The organism is Pseudomonas sp. LSJ-87 (assembly GCF_032971465.1).
Taxonomy (GTDB): Bacteria; Pseudomonadota; Gammaproteobacteria; order Pseudomonadales; family Pseudomonadaceae; genus Aquipseudomonas; species Aquipseudomonas putida_Z.
On the sequence record NZ_JAWJYQ010000024.1, the window covers coordinates 97,013 to 112,063 of the forward strand.

A 15,051-nucleotide genomic window follows, 5' to 3' on the forward strand; every position below is an offset into this window, starting at 1 on the left:
CAGCAGCCCCCCTTACCGAACAGCCTCGTACGTCAAGTCCAGGCACTTGCGGGCCTTCTCCACCAGTTCGTCGATCTCCTCGATGCTGATCACCAGCGGCGGCGCGATGATCATGGTGTCGCCCACGGCACGCATGATCAGCCCGTTGTCGAAGCAGTGCTGGCGACAGATCATGCCGACACCTTTGCCTTCATGACGCGCGCGGGTGGCCTTGTCCTTCACCAGTTCGATCGCACCGAGCATGCCCAGGCCGCGTACCTCGCCTACCAGCGGGTGGTCGGCCAGCTCGCGCAGGCGCTGTTGCAAGTACGGAGCGGTTTTGTCGTGCACCTGCTCGATGATCTTTTCATCACGCAGTATCCGCAGGTTCTCCAGGCCCACCGCAGCCGCCACCGGGTGGCCGGAATAAGTGAAGCCGTGGTTGAAGTCGCCGCCTTCGCTGATGACTTTGGCCACTTCATCTCGCACGATCACGCCGCCCATGGGGATATAGCCGGAGGTAAGGCCCTTGGCGATGGTCATCAGGTCAGGCTTGAGGTCGTAGTAGTCGCTACCGAACCACTCGCCTGTACGGCCGAAGCCGCAGATCACTTCGTCAGCGACGAAGAGGATGTCGTACCTGGCCAGAATCTCCTTCACCTTCGGCCAGTAGGTCTGCGGTGGAATGATCACCCCGCCAGCGCCCTGGATCGGTTCGGCGATGAAGGCGGCAACGTTGTCCACGCCAACTTCGAGGATCTTCTTCTCCAGCTGTTCGGCCGCCCACACGCCGAAGTCGGCCTCGGTCATGTCGCCGCCTTCGCCATACCAGTACGGCTGCGGGATATGCACGATATCCGGGATCAGCCCGCCCTGCTGGTGCATGCCGCTCATGCCGCCCAGGCCCGCGCCGGCCACGGTGGAGCCGTGGTAACCGTTGATGCGGCCGATGATGACCTTCTTGCTCTTCTGGCCCTTGAGCGCCCAGTAATGGCGGACCATGCGCAGCACGGTGTCGTTGCCTTCAGAGCCGGAGCCGGTGAAGAACACATGGGTCATGCCTTGCGGGGCCACATCGGTGATCGCCTTGGCCAGTTCCAGCGCGGGCGGGTGCGCGGTCTGGAAGAACAGGTTGTAGTACGGCAGCTGCTTCATCTGCTGGCTGGCGACGTCGGCCAGCTCATCGCGCCCATAGCCCACCGCCACGCACCACAGGCCCGCCATGCCATCGAGAATCTTGTGGCCTTCGCTGTCCCAGAGGTATACGCCCTTGGCCGAGGTGATGATGCGCGGGCCTTTCTCGGCCAGTTGCCGAACATCGCTGAACGGGGCCAGGTGGTGGTCGCGGCTCATGGCTTGCCAGGCGAGGGTCTGGGAATTCTGCTCACTCATTGACTTCACTCCATCACGTTGCGCAGCCGTGCCACGCAGGTACTTTTTTGTAATTGGGAAAGATCGCTGTCAGGCGGACTTCAACAGCATCTGGCGCAATACCGAGCGATGCCGGCAGGCCTTGCCAAAGGACTGGAAGATGGTCAGGTAATGCGGGTTGTCCATGACCTGGTACTCGGGGTGCCATTGCACGGCCAGGGCAAAACCCTTGCTGTTCTCGACCGAAATCGCTTCCACCAGGCCATCGGGTGCCAGCGCCTCCACCCTCAGCCCGGGGGCCAGTACATCGATGCCCTGGCCGTGGATGGAATTGACATCGATAACCGCCGGTAAGCCCATGCGGTCGAGCATGCCGCCGGGCTCTATGTGCAGGGCGTGACGCGGGCCGTATTGCTTTTCGATGGGCTCACCCTTGCTTTCGCGGTGGTCCATGAACATGCCGGTCTCATGCACCTTCTGGTGCAGGGTGCCGCCCAGCGCCACGTTCATTTCCTGGAAGCCACGGCAGATGCCAAGCACCGGCACACCGGCGGCGATGGCCGCACGCATCAGCGGCAAGGTGGTGGCATCACGCAGCGGGTCGTGATGGGTGCCCGCTGCACTGGCCGGGCCGTTGTAGTGCAACGGTTCGATGTTGGACGGCGAACCGGTGAAGATCAGCCCATCCACCACGTCGAGAATATCGGCGCTGTCCATCAGGTCTGCGAGGCTGGGTATCACGATGGGCAGCCCGCACGCTGCCTTGGCCGCCGCGCGCGCGTACTTCTCGCTGATGGTCTGGGTTGCATGCAGCTCGATCATGCTGGTGCATGCGGTAATGCCGATAACGGGCACACGTGGCATATCTTCCTCCGGCAAATCCATATTGCGCGTTGTATTGAAACGGTAGAAAGGTAGGGTGCAGCGGCGCTGCCCCAACCTCGGCACCTACAGGAACCAGCGGTATTCGCGGGCATCGATGTGGCGCATGAAGTCCAGTTGCTCCTGGTATTTGTTTTCGCAGTAGACCATCACGAACTCACTGCCCAGGCCCTCGTTCACCTCCGGGTGGTGACGCATGGCCGCCAGGGCACTGAAGGCATCCTTGGGGAACTCGATGCCGCTCTGGCGGTTGTCGTTCAGCGGGGCAATGGGCTCGACGCCACGTTCCAGGCCATGCTCCATCCCGGTCAGGATGGCCGCCAGCACCAGGTACGGGTTGGCGTCGGCACCGGCGAGGCGGTGTTCGATGCGCAGGTTGCGCGGGTCGGACTCGGGGATGCGAATACACGCATCGCGATCTTCGAAACCCCAGCTGGCCTTGCTCGCCGCGTTGACCATGGCGCCGTAACGGCGGTAGGCATTGTGGTTGGGGGCGAAGATCGGCATGCAGTGCGGCAGCAGCTCCAGGCACCCTGCCACCGCATGGCGCAGCTTGCGCTGGTCATCGCCGGCCAGGATGTTGTTGCCGGCGTTGTCGTACAGGCTGACATGCACATGCATGCCGCTGCCCGGCGCGTCGAGGTACGGCTTGCTCATGAAGCTGGCTCGGTAGCCGTGCTTCATCGCGATCCCGCGGGTACTGCGGCAGAACAGCGCCGACCAGTCCGCCGCGCTCATGGCATCGTCGCTGTGCGAGAAGTTGATCTCGAACTGGCCTGGGCCCAGCTCCGCGGTGATGACGTTCGCCGGCACGCCCTGCTCGTTGGCGCCATCGACCATCTCGTGCAGCACCGGTGCGAAACGCGACAGCCGCTCGATGTGCATGTTCGGCTGGTCGTCGTGGTCGTCGGTCGCCTTGTCGCGTGGGTACTGTGGCAGGCCGTTGTCGAGCTTGCGGTCGAACAGGTAGAACTCCAGCTCGAAGGCCACCACCGGGCGAATGCCGCGCCTGGCCAGGCGCTGGATCACCCGGGCCAGCACTTCACGGGGCTCGAACTCGATGGGCTTGGCAGTGCCGTCGGAGGTGATGAGCATCTGCGCGATCGGTTCCTTTTCCCAGCGCACCGGCTTGAGGGTACCCGGCACCAGGCGGCGGGCGGCATCCGGGTCGCCGTCGGCGAAGCAGTAGTCACCGATCGGGTAGAGGCCACCCTGGGTGCCCAGCAGCACGCAGTTCTGCGGCAACTTCAGCGGCGCGCCGGCTGCGACTTTTTCCAGCATGTCCATGGGGTAGCGCTTGCCGTAGAAGTGCCCGGGAATATCCAGCGCAATCAGGTCGACATAACGTATTTCTGGGTGCTGCGCTCGGAACGAGCGCACTTCAGTCAGCAGATCCGGAAAGACGACACTCATCTTCTTGTCCTTGTGAGGTGAACGAATTCAGTTGAAGACCCAGAGCACGCGGGTGGCTTTTTCCGTCAGGTTGGCGTAACGGAACTGCGCGTGGGGGTGCAGCTGGAAGCAGTCGTTGGCCTGCAGGGTCACGGCGTCGCCGTGGTCCAGCCAGACCGTGAGTTCGCCTTCGAGCACGAAACAGCCCTGCTCGGAACGGTCAGTCAGGTACAGCTCGCCACTGCTGGCGCCTGGCTCGAGATGGCTGTCGAGCATGGAGAACGCGCCGCCGATGGTGGGCGAAGCCAGCACATCGGTAATGCCCGACTCGAGGTACAGCGTGCGCCGCTCGTGAGGACGCGTGACCCAGCTGACGCTGCGCGGCTTGCTCAGGTTGTAGAAGTACGCGGTGGATACGCCGAGCGCTTCACTGATGGCGGTGAGGTCGGCCACGGTAGGGCGCGAAACACCGCGCTCGACCTGGGACAGGAAGCCGACCGAGCGGTTGATGCGCTCGGCCAGTTCGCCCAGGGTCAGGTTCTTGAATTTGCGCAGGTCGTGAATAAGGATCGCGAGGGCTTCAACCTCTTCGTGCATCTTCATCGTTTGAGACTGCCGTGAAATTTTTAGAGTTATTTTTCATGAAAAATTACATGAAAAATTTCACGAGTCAAGCCGAAGCTGAAAATGGGAAGCCGCGAATGGAGGTGGGGGGCAACAAGTAGCGAAGAGGCGTAACCAGAAAAGTACCTTGAAGCCCTCAGGAAGCGAGGGCCTGCGAACGCTGCCGTACCGGCATTTCATAGCGGTGCGGTTGCTGCCAGGCCAGCTGTGCCTGGACATCGACCGCCGCATCCATCACCTTCTGCGCCCAGTTCTCATCCTTGGGGCACACCACCACCACGCGAAAACCGTGGTCGACGCCTTCCAGCCGCACGCCCTCGGAATCATCGACATGCAGGTCGATATCGAAGGCCGACGGCAACTTCGAGGGCGCATTCTCAAGCCCGTTCACGGCCAGGATATGCTGGTGCCGGTCACTGTTGACCACGCCATCGACGCGGATACCGTAGAGCATCAACCAACGGCGGATGTAGGACGGCGTGCGCCCCGACGAGGTGTAGATCCAGATGCTGCAACCCTGGCGGCGCAGGTCGCGGATCAGCGAGCGCGTGCCACTGCGCAGGGGTTCACCCAACCAGCGGTGGACGAACGCCGGCAGCTTGCTGTGCTCGGCGGCGGCGTGGTCGGCCTGGCAGGCGAGCGTGTCGTCGATATCGAACGAAATGCGTACCTGCGGGCGATTGAACGTGCGCTCGATGGCTTGCCGCCCGCGCTGGAACAGAGAAGGGCTTTGCATCAGCGGCACCTCTCACGCGCAGGCATGGATGTGCCGCCGAGGAAGAACTTGCCGGGCTCGGGCGCGTGCGCTTCAAGGAAAGCTGCATACTTTTTCTTGATCTTGGGTAGTTCGTACAAAGCCTTGACCCCATGCTTGGCGGAGTTGCGTATGACCGACGACGGGTTGAAGTAACCCTCGGCGTTGTCCAGCGACAGCACGAATGGTGGTAGCCCCGCGCGCATCAGCAAGTAGCTGACAATGAGCGACCCTGTGCGGTTGTTGCCTTCGATGAACAGCTGCGGCTTGCTCAGAATTCGAACGTAGACACCCGCCGCACGCTTCCAGATCGAGTCGCTGCCATACGAGCAATACCAGTTGTAGAGGTCCTTGATGCCGCCCTCCACATTATTGAAAAAGTGCGCCTCGGTCGCCGCCAGGTGCGGGGCAAATTCCAGCCTGCGTGCCGGGTCGCTGCCGCACAGCACGGTGGCATTGATCTCCAGCATCAGGTTCAGCTGCTGAAGGTCGAAAAGGTCGACACCCCGGGCGACATAGTCGTCAATCAGGGCATAGCCTTCAACCACATTCAGCAGCACCTCGTCGGTGAATGGGTCCCGCGGTTCGGTGAAATGCTGGCTGAGTTCGGCAAAGCGGGCCTGCACCTCACGCAGTGCGCGCTCTACCGCTGACAGATCAAGACGACGCGTCGCTGGCATTGGAAATCCCTGGTAACACTTGGCGGAAGGTAATGCGGCCGGGTGTTGCAGCCTTCCTGACTGCAACACCCGGCCACCTTGGCAGGTACGGCCTCAGCTGAACTTGCCGCTGATGTAGTCGGCGGTCAGCTGCTCACGCGGGTTCTGGAAAATCTGCGTGGTCGGGCCCATTTCGACCAGGTAGCCGGTGCGGGTGCCCTTGGAGATGTCGACCGAGAAGAACGCGGTGGTGTCGGCCACACGAATCGCCTGCTGCATGTTGTGGGTCACCAGGGCGATGGTGTAGTCCTTCTTCAACTCGACCATCAGCTCCTCCACCCGGCGGGTGGCAATCGGGTCGAGTGCCGAGCAGGGTTCGTCCAGCAGCAGCACTTCCGGCTCGGTGGCGATGGCGCGGGCGATGCACAGACGCTGTTGCTGGCCGCCGGACAGGGCCAGGCCGCTGACCTTGAGCTTGTCCTTCACCTCGTCCCACAGCGCGGCACCCTGCAGTGCGTGCTTGACGCGGTCGCCGATGTCGCCCTTGTAGCGGTTCAGGCGCAGGCCGAAGGCGACGTTGTCGAAGATGCTCATCGAGAACGGGTTGGGCTGCTGGAACACCATGCCGATGTAGCGGCGCACCACCACAGGGTCGACGCCCTTGCCGTAGACATCCTGGCCCAGGAAGTGCACATGGCCTTCGAAACGGAAGCCCTTCACCAGGTCGTTCATGCGGTTGAGGCTACGCAGCACGGTACTCTTGCCGCAGCCGGACGGCCCGATGAAACCGGTGATCTCGTTCTTGCGGATCGGCACATGGCTGTCGCGAACGGCCATGAAATTGCCGTAGAAGATCTTGTCCAGCTTGCAGTCCATGACGATGGGGGCTTCGCTGACCACGGGAGCGGCTTTTGGCGCAGTGGATACGTTCAAGGTCGGATGCTCCCTTTCTCAATACTTGGGCTTGCCGAATACTCGGCTCAGAATGTTGATTACCAGCACGATCATCACCAGTACCAGCGAGGCCGCCCAGGCGAGCTCGAGCTGGTTGTCGAATGGCATGCCGGAGAAGTTGTAGATCAGTACGGCCAGCGAGGCCGTCGGGTTCATGACTGCCAGGTCGCCGTCATGCAGGATCCAGTAGTTGCTGAACAGCGCGGTGAACAGCAGCGGCGCGGTCTCGCCGGCGGCACGGGCCACGGCCAGCATGACGCCGGTCAGGATGGCCGGCAGGCCGGTGGGCAGGACGATTTTCCAGATCACCTGGGCACGGGTGCAGCCCATGCCGTAGGCGGCATCCTTCATGATCTTGGGCACCATCTTCATCGACTCTTCAGCGGTCAGCACGACGATGGGCAGCATCAGTACTGCCAGGGCCACACCACCTGCCGGGGCGGAGTAGGTGCCGGTGGTCATCACCACCAGGGCGTAGGCGAACACGCCGGCCAGGATCGACGGCAGGCCGGTGAGCATCTTGGCGGCGAAGCGCGCGGCGTTGGCCAGCTTGCTGTCCGGGCCGAGTTCGGCCAGGAACACCGCGGCCAGGATACCGACCGGTACGGCGATGGCGGCAGCAATGCCGACCATGACGAAAGTACCGGCCATGGCGTTGCCAAAGCCCCCGCCCATCTCGAAGCCGGTGGGTGGCAGCTCGGTGAACACCTCCAGGTTGAGGCGTGCGCCACCGCGGGTGATCAGCATGTACAGCACGGAAATCAGCGGCACGCTGGCCACCAGTGCCGCGAACCATGCCAGCGTGGTCAACACCAGGCTGCGCAGGGAACGGCCTTCCAGCTTGCGCTGCAGGCTGGGCAACGCGTTTGCAGGGGTGGTGAGGTTGGTCATCATTTGTTACCCCGCTGGGCGTAGAGCATGATCATCGAGCCGAGCACGTTCACCGCCAGGGTGATGAACATCAATACCAGTGCGGCGTACATCAGCACCTCGATCTCGTTCGGGCCGGCCTCCGGGAAGTTCAGCGCCAGCAAGGCCGCCAGCGTGTTGGCCGGGGCGAACAAGGACAGGGAAATGTTGTTGGCATTGCCCACCAGCATGGCCAGCGCCATGGTTTCACCCAGCGCACGGCCCAGGCCGAGCACCAGCGAACCGAAGATGCCGGTGGCTGCCGATGGCACCATTACCTTGAGGATGGCCTCCCAGTGGGTGGCGCCCAGGCCGTAGGCGGCCTGCTTGGTCTTCATCGGCACGCTGGTCAGGGCGTCCTGCGAAACGGCGGCGATGGTCGGCAGAATCATGATCGCCAGTACCAGCGCGGCAGGCAGCAGCCCTGGGCCGCTGAGGGAAGTACCGAAAAAGGGAATCCAGCCCAGTTCGCTGTTCAGCCAGGTGGTCAGCGGGCGAATGGCCGGGATGACCACATAGATCCCCCACAGGCCGTAGACGACGCTGGGGATGGCAGCGAGCAGCTCGACGATGGTGCGGAACACCGCCGCCAGCCGGGCCGGGAGGAAGTCCTGGGTCAGGAAAATGGCCATGCTGACGCCGAAGAAACCGGCGATCAACAGGGCGATCAGGGCGCTGTAGAGGGTGCCCCAGATCGCTGGCAGAATACCGTACTTGCCTTGGTTGACGTCCCAGACACTGCCGAACAGCACGTCAAAGCCGTGCTTCTCGATGCCTGGCAGTGCCTTGCGGCCCACTTCGTAGACCAGCGCGAAGACCAGCGCCAGCACCAGCACCACACCGATGCGTGCAAGCGCACGGAAGGTGCGATCAACCAGGAAGTCTTTCGCAGACGGTGGCTGGCACGCGGAGTCGGGGTTAGCCGGGATGGCAAAAGGAGTGTTCATTGGCAAGTTCCGGGACAGAGGGCAAACACACCCGGCATGGCCGCCAGACCACACCGGGAGCGCCTGGGCGTGTTACTGGATGTTGGCGGACGCTTTGCGTACCTGATCGACAACCGACGCTGGCAGCGGGATGTAGCCCATCGAGTCGGCGATCTTCTGGCCTTCGGTCAGGCTGTATTCGACCATTTCGCGCATGGCCTTGGCCTTGGCCGGGTTACCGTTGTCCTTGCGGAAGATCATCCAGGTGTAGGAGGTGATCGGGTAGGACTTGGCACCGTCCGGGTCAGGCAGCCAGGCCACCAGGTTCTCCGGCATCTGCACCGCAGCCAGCGCCTCGGCACCGCTCTCGGCGTTCGGCACGACATATTGGCCGGCCTTGTTCTGCAGCTGGGCGAAGTCGACCTTGGCCAACTTGGCGAAGCCGTATTCGATGTAGCCGATGGCGCCTGGGGTCTGGCGGACGGTGGCGGTTACGCCGTCGTTCTTCGGCGACTTGATGAACTTGTCGCTGGCCGGCCAGTTGACGGTGTTGCCTTCACCCAGCGCTTGCTTGAAGTCAGCGTTGATGGCCGACAGGTGCTTGGTGAATACCGCAGTGGTACCACTGGAGTCGGCACGCACGACCACGGTGATCGGGGTAGCTGGCAGTTTCAGCTCAGGGTTGGCCGCGACGATCTGCGGGTCGTTCCACTGGGTGATCTTGCCGAGGAAGATGTTGGAGTACACATCGCGTGGCAGCTTCAGCCCTTTAGGGTTGCCTGGCAGGTTGTAAGCCAGGACGATTTCACCGGCGGTCATTGGCAGCAACTGCACGCCCTCGCCGACCTTGGCGATTTCTTCGGCTTTCATTGCCGAGTCGCTGGCGGCGAAGTCGACGGTCTTGTTCAGAAAGTCCTGAACACCCGCCCCGCTCCCCTTGGACTGGTAGTCAACGGTGACACCGTCGGTTTCCTTGCTGAAGGCCTTGAACCAGGTCAGGTAGATCGGTGCCGGGAAGCTGGCGCCGGAACCGGTCAGGCGGACGTTCTCTGCGGCGAAGGATGCCGAAGTGGCGCAAAGAGAAACGGCAACGGCGAGTGCAGCAGACTTCATCAGGCGTATCATCGAAAAGCGCTCCGTGTGATGGCCGGCACACTTTGCAGCAGCAATGTTACAGCTTTGTGACCAATGAATGGCAAGCCGCACGGTAGAGCCGTCTGGCGGCGCCATCACGGCAACATCAGTGAGCAGAGCCCTGGACGGGTTCCTGTCTCAACCCTAAGGCCTCGATGTGTCGGTTGAATGACTGTTTCGAGTGGGCGACAGGTTTCCTGGCACCGCTGGTCGATTACCGGGCACTCGGGCGTTGCCGCGGCATTCAACCGCTCATGCAAACCAGACGGGAGTGAATGCCATGCCACGCGGCGACAAGGACAAGTACACCGACAAGCAGAAGCGCAAGGCCGAACATATCGAGGAAAGCTACGAGCACAAAGGCGTGCCGGAAGACCAGGCCGAAGCGCGCGCCTGGGCCACCGTCAACAAACAGTCCGGTGGTGGCGAGAAGAAAGGCGGCTCGGGCAAGGCTACCTCTTCCAGCGAGAAGAAAACTGCCCGCTCGGACTCGGCCAAACGGGCGGCGAAGTCACGCCAGGGTCATTCCCGCACATCGGGCAGTTCCCTGGAAACCCAGAGCAAGCAGAGCCTGATGAAGGAAGCGCGCAGCAAAGACATCAAGGGGCGCTCCACCATGACCAAGGCGCAATTGGTGGAAGCGCTCAAACACGCATGACACAAGCCCCCGGCCCGGCGAATGCAACGCGGTGCATGGCACCGGCTACGCCGGTGTTCGCGGGTGAACCCGCTCCCACACCGGCCCGTGCAGGCTTTCGCGATCCTTGGGCAAGGCCATGGCCTCTACTGGAATGGCGCCAACCCTGGGCCAGGCGCGATCCCTGTGGGAGCGGGCGTGCCCGCGAAGAATGCAATGCGGTGCGTGGCACCGGCTACGCCGGTGTTCGCGGGTGAACCCGCTCCCACACCGACCCGTGCAGGCTTCACGATCCTTGGGCAAGGCCATGGCCTCTACTGGAATGGCGCCAACCCTGGGCCAGGCGCGATCCCTGTGGGAGCGGGCGTGCCCGCGAAGAATGCAATGCGGTGCGTGGCACCGGCTACGCCGGTGTTCGCGGGTGAACCCGCTCCCACACCGACCCGTGCAGGCTTCACGATCCTTGGGCAAGGCCATGGCCTCTACTGGAATGGCGCCAACCCTGGGCCAGGCGCGATCCCTGTGGGAGCGGGCGTGCCCGCGAAGAATGCAATGCGGTGCGTGGCACCGGCTACGCCGGTGTTCGCGGGTGAACCCGCTCCCACACCGACCCGTGCAGGCTTCACGATCCTTGGGCAAGGCCATGGCCTCTACTGGAATGGCGCCAACCCTGGGCCAGGCGCGATCCCTGTGGGAGCGGGCGTGCCCGCGAAGAATGCAACGCGGTGCATGGCACCGGCTACGCCGGTGTTCGCGGGTGAACCCGCTCCCACAGGGACCGCGCACGTCTCAAAAAATTGAGCAAGTCAATTGCGCCCACCTGGACCGCATCGCACTCAAGTTCCGCGAAGCTTCAACTGCATCAACCAATCCCGGCGATATCCGCCGCGTCGGCATCCCGGCAACTGTTGCGGGACGCGCATACGAATTCCGCCTCGGCGCGTGTCGGGTAGTTGAAGGTCAGGCGCAGCTTTTCTCGTGTGTCATAAAGGTCATAACCCTCCCCTAACGTCGCGGGAAAGCCAAGACTACGCGGGTAAATCTCTTTCTTGAGCGGCACAGCGGGAACCACAACAAAGCGCGTCTGCATGTTCATCCCCCTCCCGGCAGTCTCTTAGTATTAGTACCGCTAAGGGAAAGCATCAAGGTGACTCATACAAACAATCGCAACGCCGGGGTTACCCGCGAAAAGGCTGGGGCATCGCTACAGCGTAAACAACAGCTCCTGGCCAAGATACCTGGCGCTAACCTGATGCCCTGTTTCGTTCAGGTCGAATGGCTGGCACATGGCCCCTGTAGTCACCACATCGCCTGCTTTCAGGGTCTGGCCACGTTCGGCGGCATGCGCATAAAGGTGGGCCAGCGATGCCAACGGGTCGGTCGCCGCATCGCCAGACAAGCCCCGCGCCCGCAACTGGCCGTCTACGTATACCTCGGTGGTTTCGGCCAGGTCAGCCAGCAACGGCACATCGATGCCTGCTGCCAGGCTGTTGCCAATCACCAGCGCTTCAAACCCAACGTTGTCCGCCACGAAGCTTGGCCACCCAACAATCTTGCGATCGACGAAGCGCGAGCGCACCACTTCGAAGGTGACGCAGGTTGCGCGAATATCTTCGCTGGCTGGCACCCGCCCAACCTGGGGTGGAATATCGCGATCCAGTACGAAGGCGACCTCGCATTCGATGGTTACCGGTGTAACTGCCGGCAACCGGATATGCACACCACCAGCATGACAACGCCCCGCCTCCAACTGGCCAATCAAGGGCCGGGACAAATTGGCTGCACGCATGGCTGCGGGGCTGCCGACACCCAGCTTCCACCCGGCGCGCTGGCCTGCGGCGGCCGCAAACAACTCGTCCTGGCTGTCATAGCCCTGTTTCAACGTCTCGGGTTTGAGGCTGGCGGGCAGTTCCGCCAGCAGCTCACCGCTAAGCCAGTGCTGCAGCAACAATGCCGCGGTACGCTGGGGAATGAAGAGCGAATTGTTCATAAGACCTCTTGATTGATGGGCGATGGCGGGCAACAGATGCTAGAGCGTGGCATTGATAAGGATAAATATATTGTCATGATGTCTGGCATCACAAACCGTTATGACCCTGCCTGACGCAATCCCGTGTAGGAGCGGCCTTGTGTCGCGATGGGCCGCAAAGCGGCCCCGGCAATGCGTGCATTTGCGCTGAAACCCCGGGGCCGCGTTGCGGCCCATCGCGACACAAGGCCGCTCCTACAGGATTACCTGTCAGCAGACACCGGCTGCTTCAGCAGCAATACGTAGGCCATCGCCGCCACCGCCGCGACTGCCGCACTGATCAGGAACGCCGAGGCAAACGACCCGGTCTGCTGAATGCTGAACCCCGTCACGATCGGTGCCACCGAACCCGCAAGGTAACCGCCGAAATTCTGGATGGAGCCAAACGAGGCCACGCGCCGGCTATCCACGACGGTGTTGGCGATCATCCAGGCGGTGGAGCTGGCCATGTTCACGCTGAACAACGCGCAGCACAGCAGGGCCACGCTGAGCATGAAGCCGCTGCCGAACGATAGCGGCACGGTGAAAGCCGCCGCCGCGAACAACGCGCTCACCACTACCCGCTTGCGGCTACCCAGCACGCTGGCGCCGTTCTTCACCAGGCGGTCGCACACCCGGCCCGCCACAATGGTGCCCAGGGCGCCGAAAACGTAGGCCAGTGACACCACCCAGGCTGTCTTGTACAAGCTCAGCCCGTGCTCACGCTCGAAGTAGCCCGGCAACCAGGTCAGATGCAGCCACAGCATGTAGATCACCCCCATGAAGCCCAGCACAGCGCCCCAGGTGCTCTTGTGCCGGAACAACTCGGCCCATGCCGCCAGTTGTGCCTTCATGCTCGGCCTGACCGTTGCCACCGTCTGCTTCTGCGCCTGGGCCGCCAGCAGGCGTTCACGCTCCTCGGCAGGCAACTCGGCCAGGTAACGTTCCTTGCTTTTATAGAAGGCGAACCAGCAAGCGGCGACCAGGATGCCGAACACTCCGGTGACTATGAACATGCCTCGCCAGCCCCAGTTGACCATCAGCAGCGTCAGCAACGGCGGCGCAATGCACGGCCCGATGCAGGTCGATGACAGCACGATGCCGGTCGGCGTGCCGCGTTTCTCGGCCTCGAACCACTCCGCCAGCGCCTTGGCCGCCGACGGGAACATCGGCGCCTCGCCGATCCCCAGCACTACCCTCAGCCCGATGAACGCGGAAAAACTGTTGATCAGGCCGGAGGCCGTCTGCGCCACCGACCAGCCCAGCAGTGCAGCCCCCAGCGAAATCTTGCTGCCCAGGCGGTCGATGATCATGCCCAGCGGCAACTGGGAAAAGGCATATGCCAGGGAAAATGCCGACAACAGAATGCCCATCTGTGAGGGCGTGATCATCATGTCCCGCTGGATCGAGGTGTTGGCGATCGACAGCGCGCTGCGGTCGACGTAGTTGATGATGCCAATCACCAGCAGCAGGCTGACGGTGATGACCTGGTACTTCCTGAACGGGTTCGAGCTCGCGATCGCTTCAGGCTCGCGACCAAGCTCGGCTTGCGCATATTTGGTAGTCATGGGCGTTCACTTTTGTTGTTATTTGGTTGAACAGCGGATCAGTGAGCTACATGGATGCCTCAAGCAGCCACTGGTAGTCCTCGGCAGACGCTTCACGCGGGTTGGTGCGGTGGCTGTGATCGGCCAGCGCACCCTGGATGATGCGCGGGAACAGCTCCTCGCTGACGCCCAGCTCGCGCAGCCCGGTCGGCAGGCCCAGCGCACGAGTCATGTGGCGGATCGCGTCTTCGATCTGGCCTTCGTCGGCCAGCCCCATCGCCTGGGCGATGCGTTGCATCTTGTGTTCGTTCAGCACCGTCTCGGCCTTGCGGTTGAAGGTGATGACGGCGGGCAGGAAGATCGCGTTGAGGGTGCCGTGGTGCAGCCGTGGGTTGATGCCGCCCAGTGCGTGGCTGAGGCTGTGTACGCAGCCCAGGCCCTTCTGGAATGCCAGGGCGCCTTGCAGCGAGGCGCTCATCATGTTGACGCGGCTATCCAGGTTGCCGGGCTCGCGGGTGGCGGTTTCGATGAAGCGCCAGGCGCGCCACAGCCCATCCAGGGCAATGCCGTCAGCGGGCGGGTTGAACGCAGGCGCCATGAAGGTTTCCAGGCAGTGGGCAATGGCGTCCATGCCGGTGGCGGCGGTGAGTTGCGCCGGCAGGCCAAGGGTCAGCGCCGGGTCGCAGATGGCAGCCTTGGGCACCACATGGGGTGAGATCACGCCCACCTTGCGCCCGTCGTCGAGAATCAGGATGGCGCCCCGCCCTACCTCGCTGCCGGTGCCCGCCGTGGTCGGCACGGCGATTACCGGTGCGGTTGCCGCCGTAATGCGGGCCAAGCCGCCTTCGATCACCGCAAAGCTTTTCAATGGGCCGTCGTGCCTGGCACACACGGCCACACCTTTGGCCAGGTCGATCGCCGAGCCCCCGCCAATGGCAATGATGCCGTTACAGCCACACTCCTGGAACATGGCAACCGCTTCACGCACGGCGTTCTCGTTCGGGTTGGGCGGCGTGCTGTCATAGATCGGCAATTGCGCGCTGCTGTCACTGAAGGTGCTCAAGGCCACATCGACGATACCGGCAGCACGCACGCCACGGTCCGTCACGATCAAAGGCCTGGTTATACCAATGCGCTCGCACTCGGCAGGCAGGCGCGCAATGGCGCCGATATCGAACTGGATCTGGGTGATGTAGTTGATCAGGGACATAGGGCCTTCACAGCCTCCTGGCGCTATTGTTATGGGCGGTTCCGCCGCACTGGATGCGACACCGT

The 15,051-nt window shown here is 62.7% G+C and carries 15 protein-coding genes; 1 reads left to right on the forward strand and 14 read right to left on the reverse strand.

The features are described 5' to 3' along the window. Positions 1 to 12: 12 nt before the first annotated feature. The 10 genes from RYH74_RS16340 to pstS form a co-directional block, all read right to left on the reverse strand. A complete protein-coding gene (locus RYH74_RS16340; protein ID WP_075045546.1) occupies positions 13 to 1,371 on the reverse strand; it encodes an aspartate aminotransferase family protein in 1,359 nt (452 codons plus the stop codon). Positions 1,372 to 1,440: 69 nt separating this feature from the next. Beyond that, entirely contained in the window at positions 1,441 to 2,214 is a 774-nt protein-coding gene (locus tag RYH74_RS16345) for a gamma-glutamyl-gamma-aminobutyrate hydrolase family protein (RefSeq protein ID WP_025339571.1), read from the reverse strand. Positions 2,215 to 2,298: 84 nt separating this feature from the next. Further along, positions 2,299 to 3,645 (reverse strand): glutamine synthetase family protein, encoded by a 1,347-nt coding sequence (locus tag RYH74_RS16350; protein WP_061550788.1) that lies wholly within the window; start codon positions 3,643 to 3,645, stop codon positions 2,299 to 2,301. Between the two features lie 27 nt (positions 3,646 to 3,672). Beyond that, entirely contained in the window at positions 3,673 to 4,227 is a 555-nt protein-coding gene (locus RYH74_RS16355) for a helix-turn-helix domain-containing protein (protein ID WP_015270026.1), read from the reverse strand. Between the two features lie 157 nt (positions 4,228 to 4,384). Then, positions 4,385 to 4,984 carry a hypothetical protein gene (locus RYH74_RS16360; protein ID WP_025339573.1) on the reverse strand — a complete coding sequence of 200 codons (600 nt, stop codon included), beginning with the start codon at positions 4,982 to 4,984 and terminating at the stop codon, positions 4,385 to 4,387. Further along, a complete protein-coding gene (locus RYH74_RS16365) occupies positions 4,984 to 5,682 on the reverse strand; it encodes a hypothetical protein (RefSeq protein ID WP_075045547.1) in 699 nt (232 codons plus the stop codon). The genes RYH74_RS16360 and RYH74_RS16365 overlap by 1 nt, the downstream gene beginning before the upstream one ends. A gap of 93 nt (positions 5,683 to 5,775) precedes the next feature. Then, entirely contained in the window at positions 5,776 to 6,537 is a 762-nt protein-coding gene (gene pstB / locus RYH74_RS16370) for a phosphate ABC transporter ATP-binding protein PstB (protein WP_031324478.1), read from the reverse strand. A 75-nt stretch (positions 6,538 to 6,612) separates the two neighbouring features. Further along, positions 6,613 to 7,506 (reverse strand): phosphate ABC transporter permease PstA, encoded by an 894-nt coding sequence (gene pstA / locus RYH74_RS16375; RefSeq protein WP_024086822.1) that lies wholly within the window; start codon positions 7,504 to 7,506, stop codon positions 6,613 to 6,615. Further along, the gene (gene pstC, locus RYH74_RS16380) at positions 7,506 to 8,471 is read right to left on the reverse strand and encodes a phosphate ABC transporter permease subunit PstC (protein WP_023661148.1); all 966 of its coding nucleotides are present in this window, start codon (positions 8,469 to 8,471) and stop codon (positions 7,506 to 7,508) included. Before pstC ends, pstA begins: the two co-directional genes overlap by 1 nt. 72 nt (positions 8,472 to 8,543) lie before the next feature. Beyond that, complete coding sequence (gene pstS, locus RYH74_RS16385) at positions 8,544 to 9,575, reverse strand: phosphate ABC transporter substrate-binding protein PstS (protein ID WP_025339575.1); 1,032 nt, start codon at positions 9,573 to 9,575, stop codon at positions 8,544 to 8,546. 289 nt (positions 9,576 to 9,864) lie between these two features. On the opposite strand from pstS, the gene RYH74_RS16390 reads away from it, so the two are divergent. After that, the gene (locus RYH74_RS16390; RefSeq protein WP_075045548.1) at positions 9,865 to 10,242 is read left to right on the forward strand and encodes a termination factor Rho; all 378 of its coding nucleotides are present in this window, start codon (positions 9,865 to 9,867) and stop codon (positions 10,240 to 10,242) included. Positions 10,243 to 11,083: 841 nt separating this feature from the next. On the opposite strand, the gene RYH74_RS16395 is transcribed toward RYH74_RS16390, so the two are convergent. The 4 genes from RYH74_RS16395 to RYH74_RS16410 form a co-directional block, all read right to left on the reverse strand. Continuing rightward, positions 11,084 to 11,317, reverse strand: coding sequence for a hypothetical protein (locus RYH74_RS16395; RefSeq protein ID WP_075045549.1), 234 nt, complete (start codon positions 11,315 to 11,317; stop codon positions 11,084 to 11,086). A 108-nt stretch (positions 11,318 to 11,425) separates the two neighbouring features. Beyond that, positions 11,426 to 12,211, reverse strand: a complete 786-nt coding sequence (locus tag RYH74_RS16400) for a 2-keto-4-pentenoate hydratase (protein WP_085663352.1) — start codon at positions 12,209 to 12,211, stop codon at positions 11,426 to 11,428. A 242-nt stretch (positions 12,212 to 12,453) separates the two neighbouring features. Next, positions 12,454 to 13,797 (reverse strand): MFS transporter, encoded by a 1,344-nt coding sequence (locus RYH74_RS16405; protein WP_317409755.1) that lies wholly within the window; start codon positions 13,795 to 13,797, stop codon positions 12,454 to 12,456. Positions 13,798 to 13,843: 46 nt separating this feature from the next. Continuing rightward, positions 13,844 to 14,986: an iron-containing alcohol dehydrogenase gene (locus RYH74_RS16410; protein ID WP_317409756.1), complete on the reverse strand. Its 1,143-nt coding sequence runs from the start codon at positions 14,984 to 14,986 to the stop codon at positions 13,844 to 13,846. Positions 14,987 to 15,051: the final 65 nt, after the last annotated feature.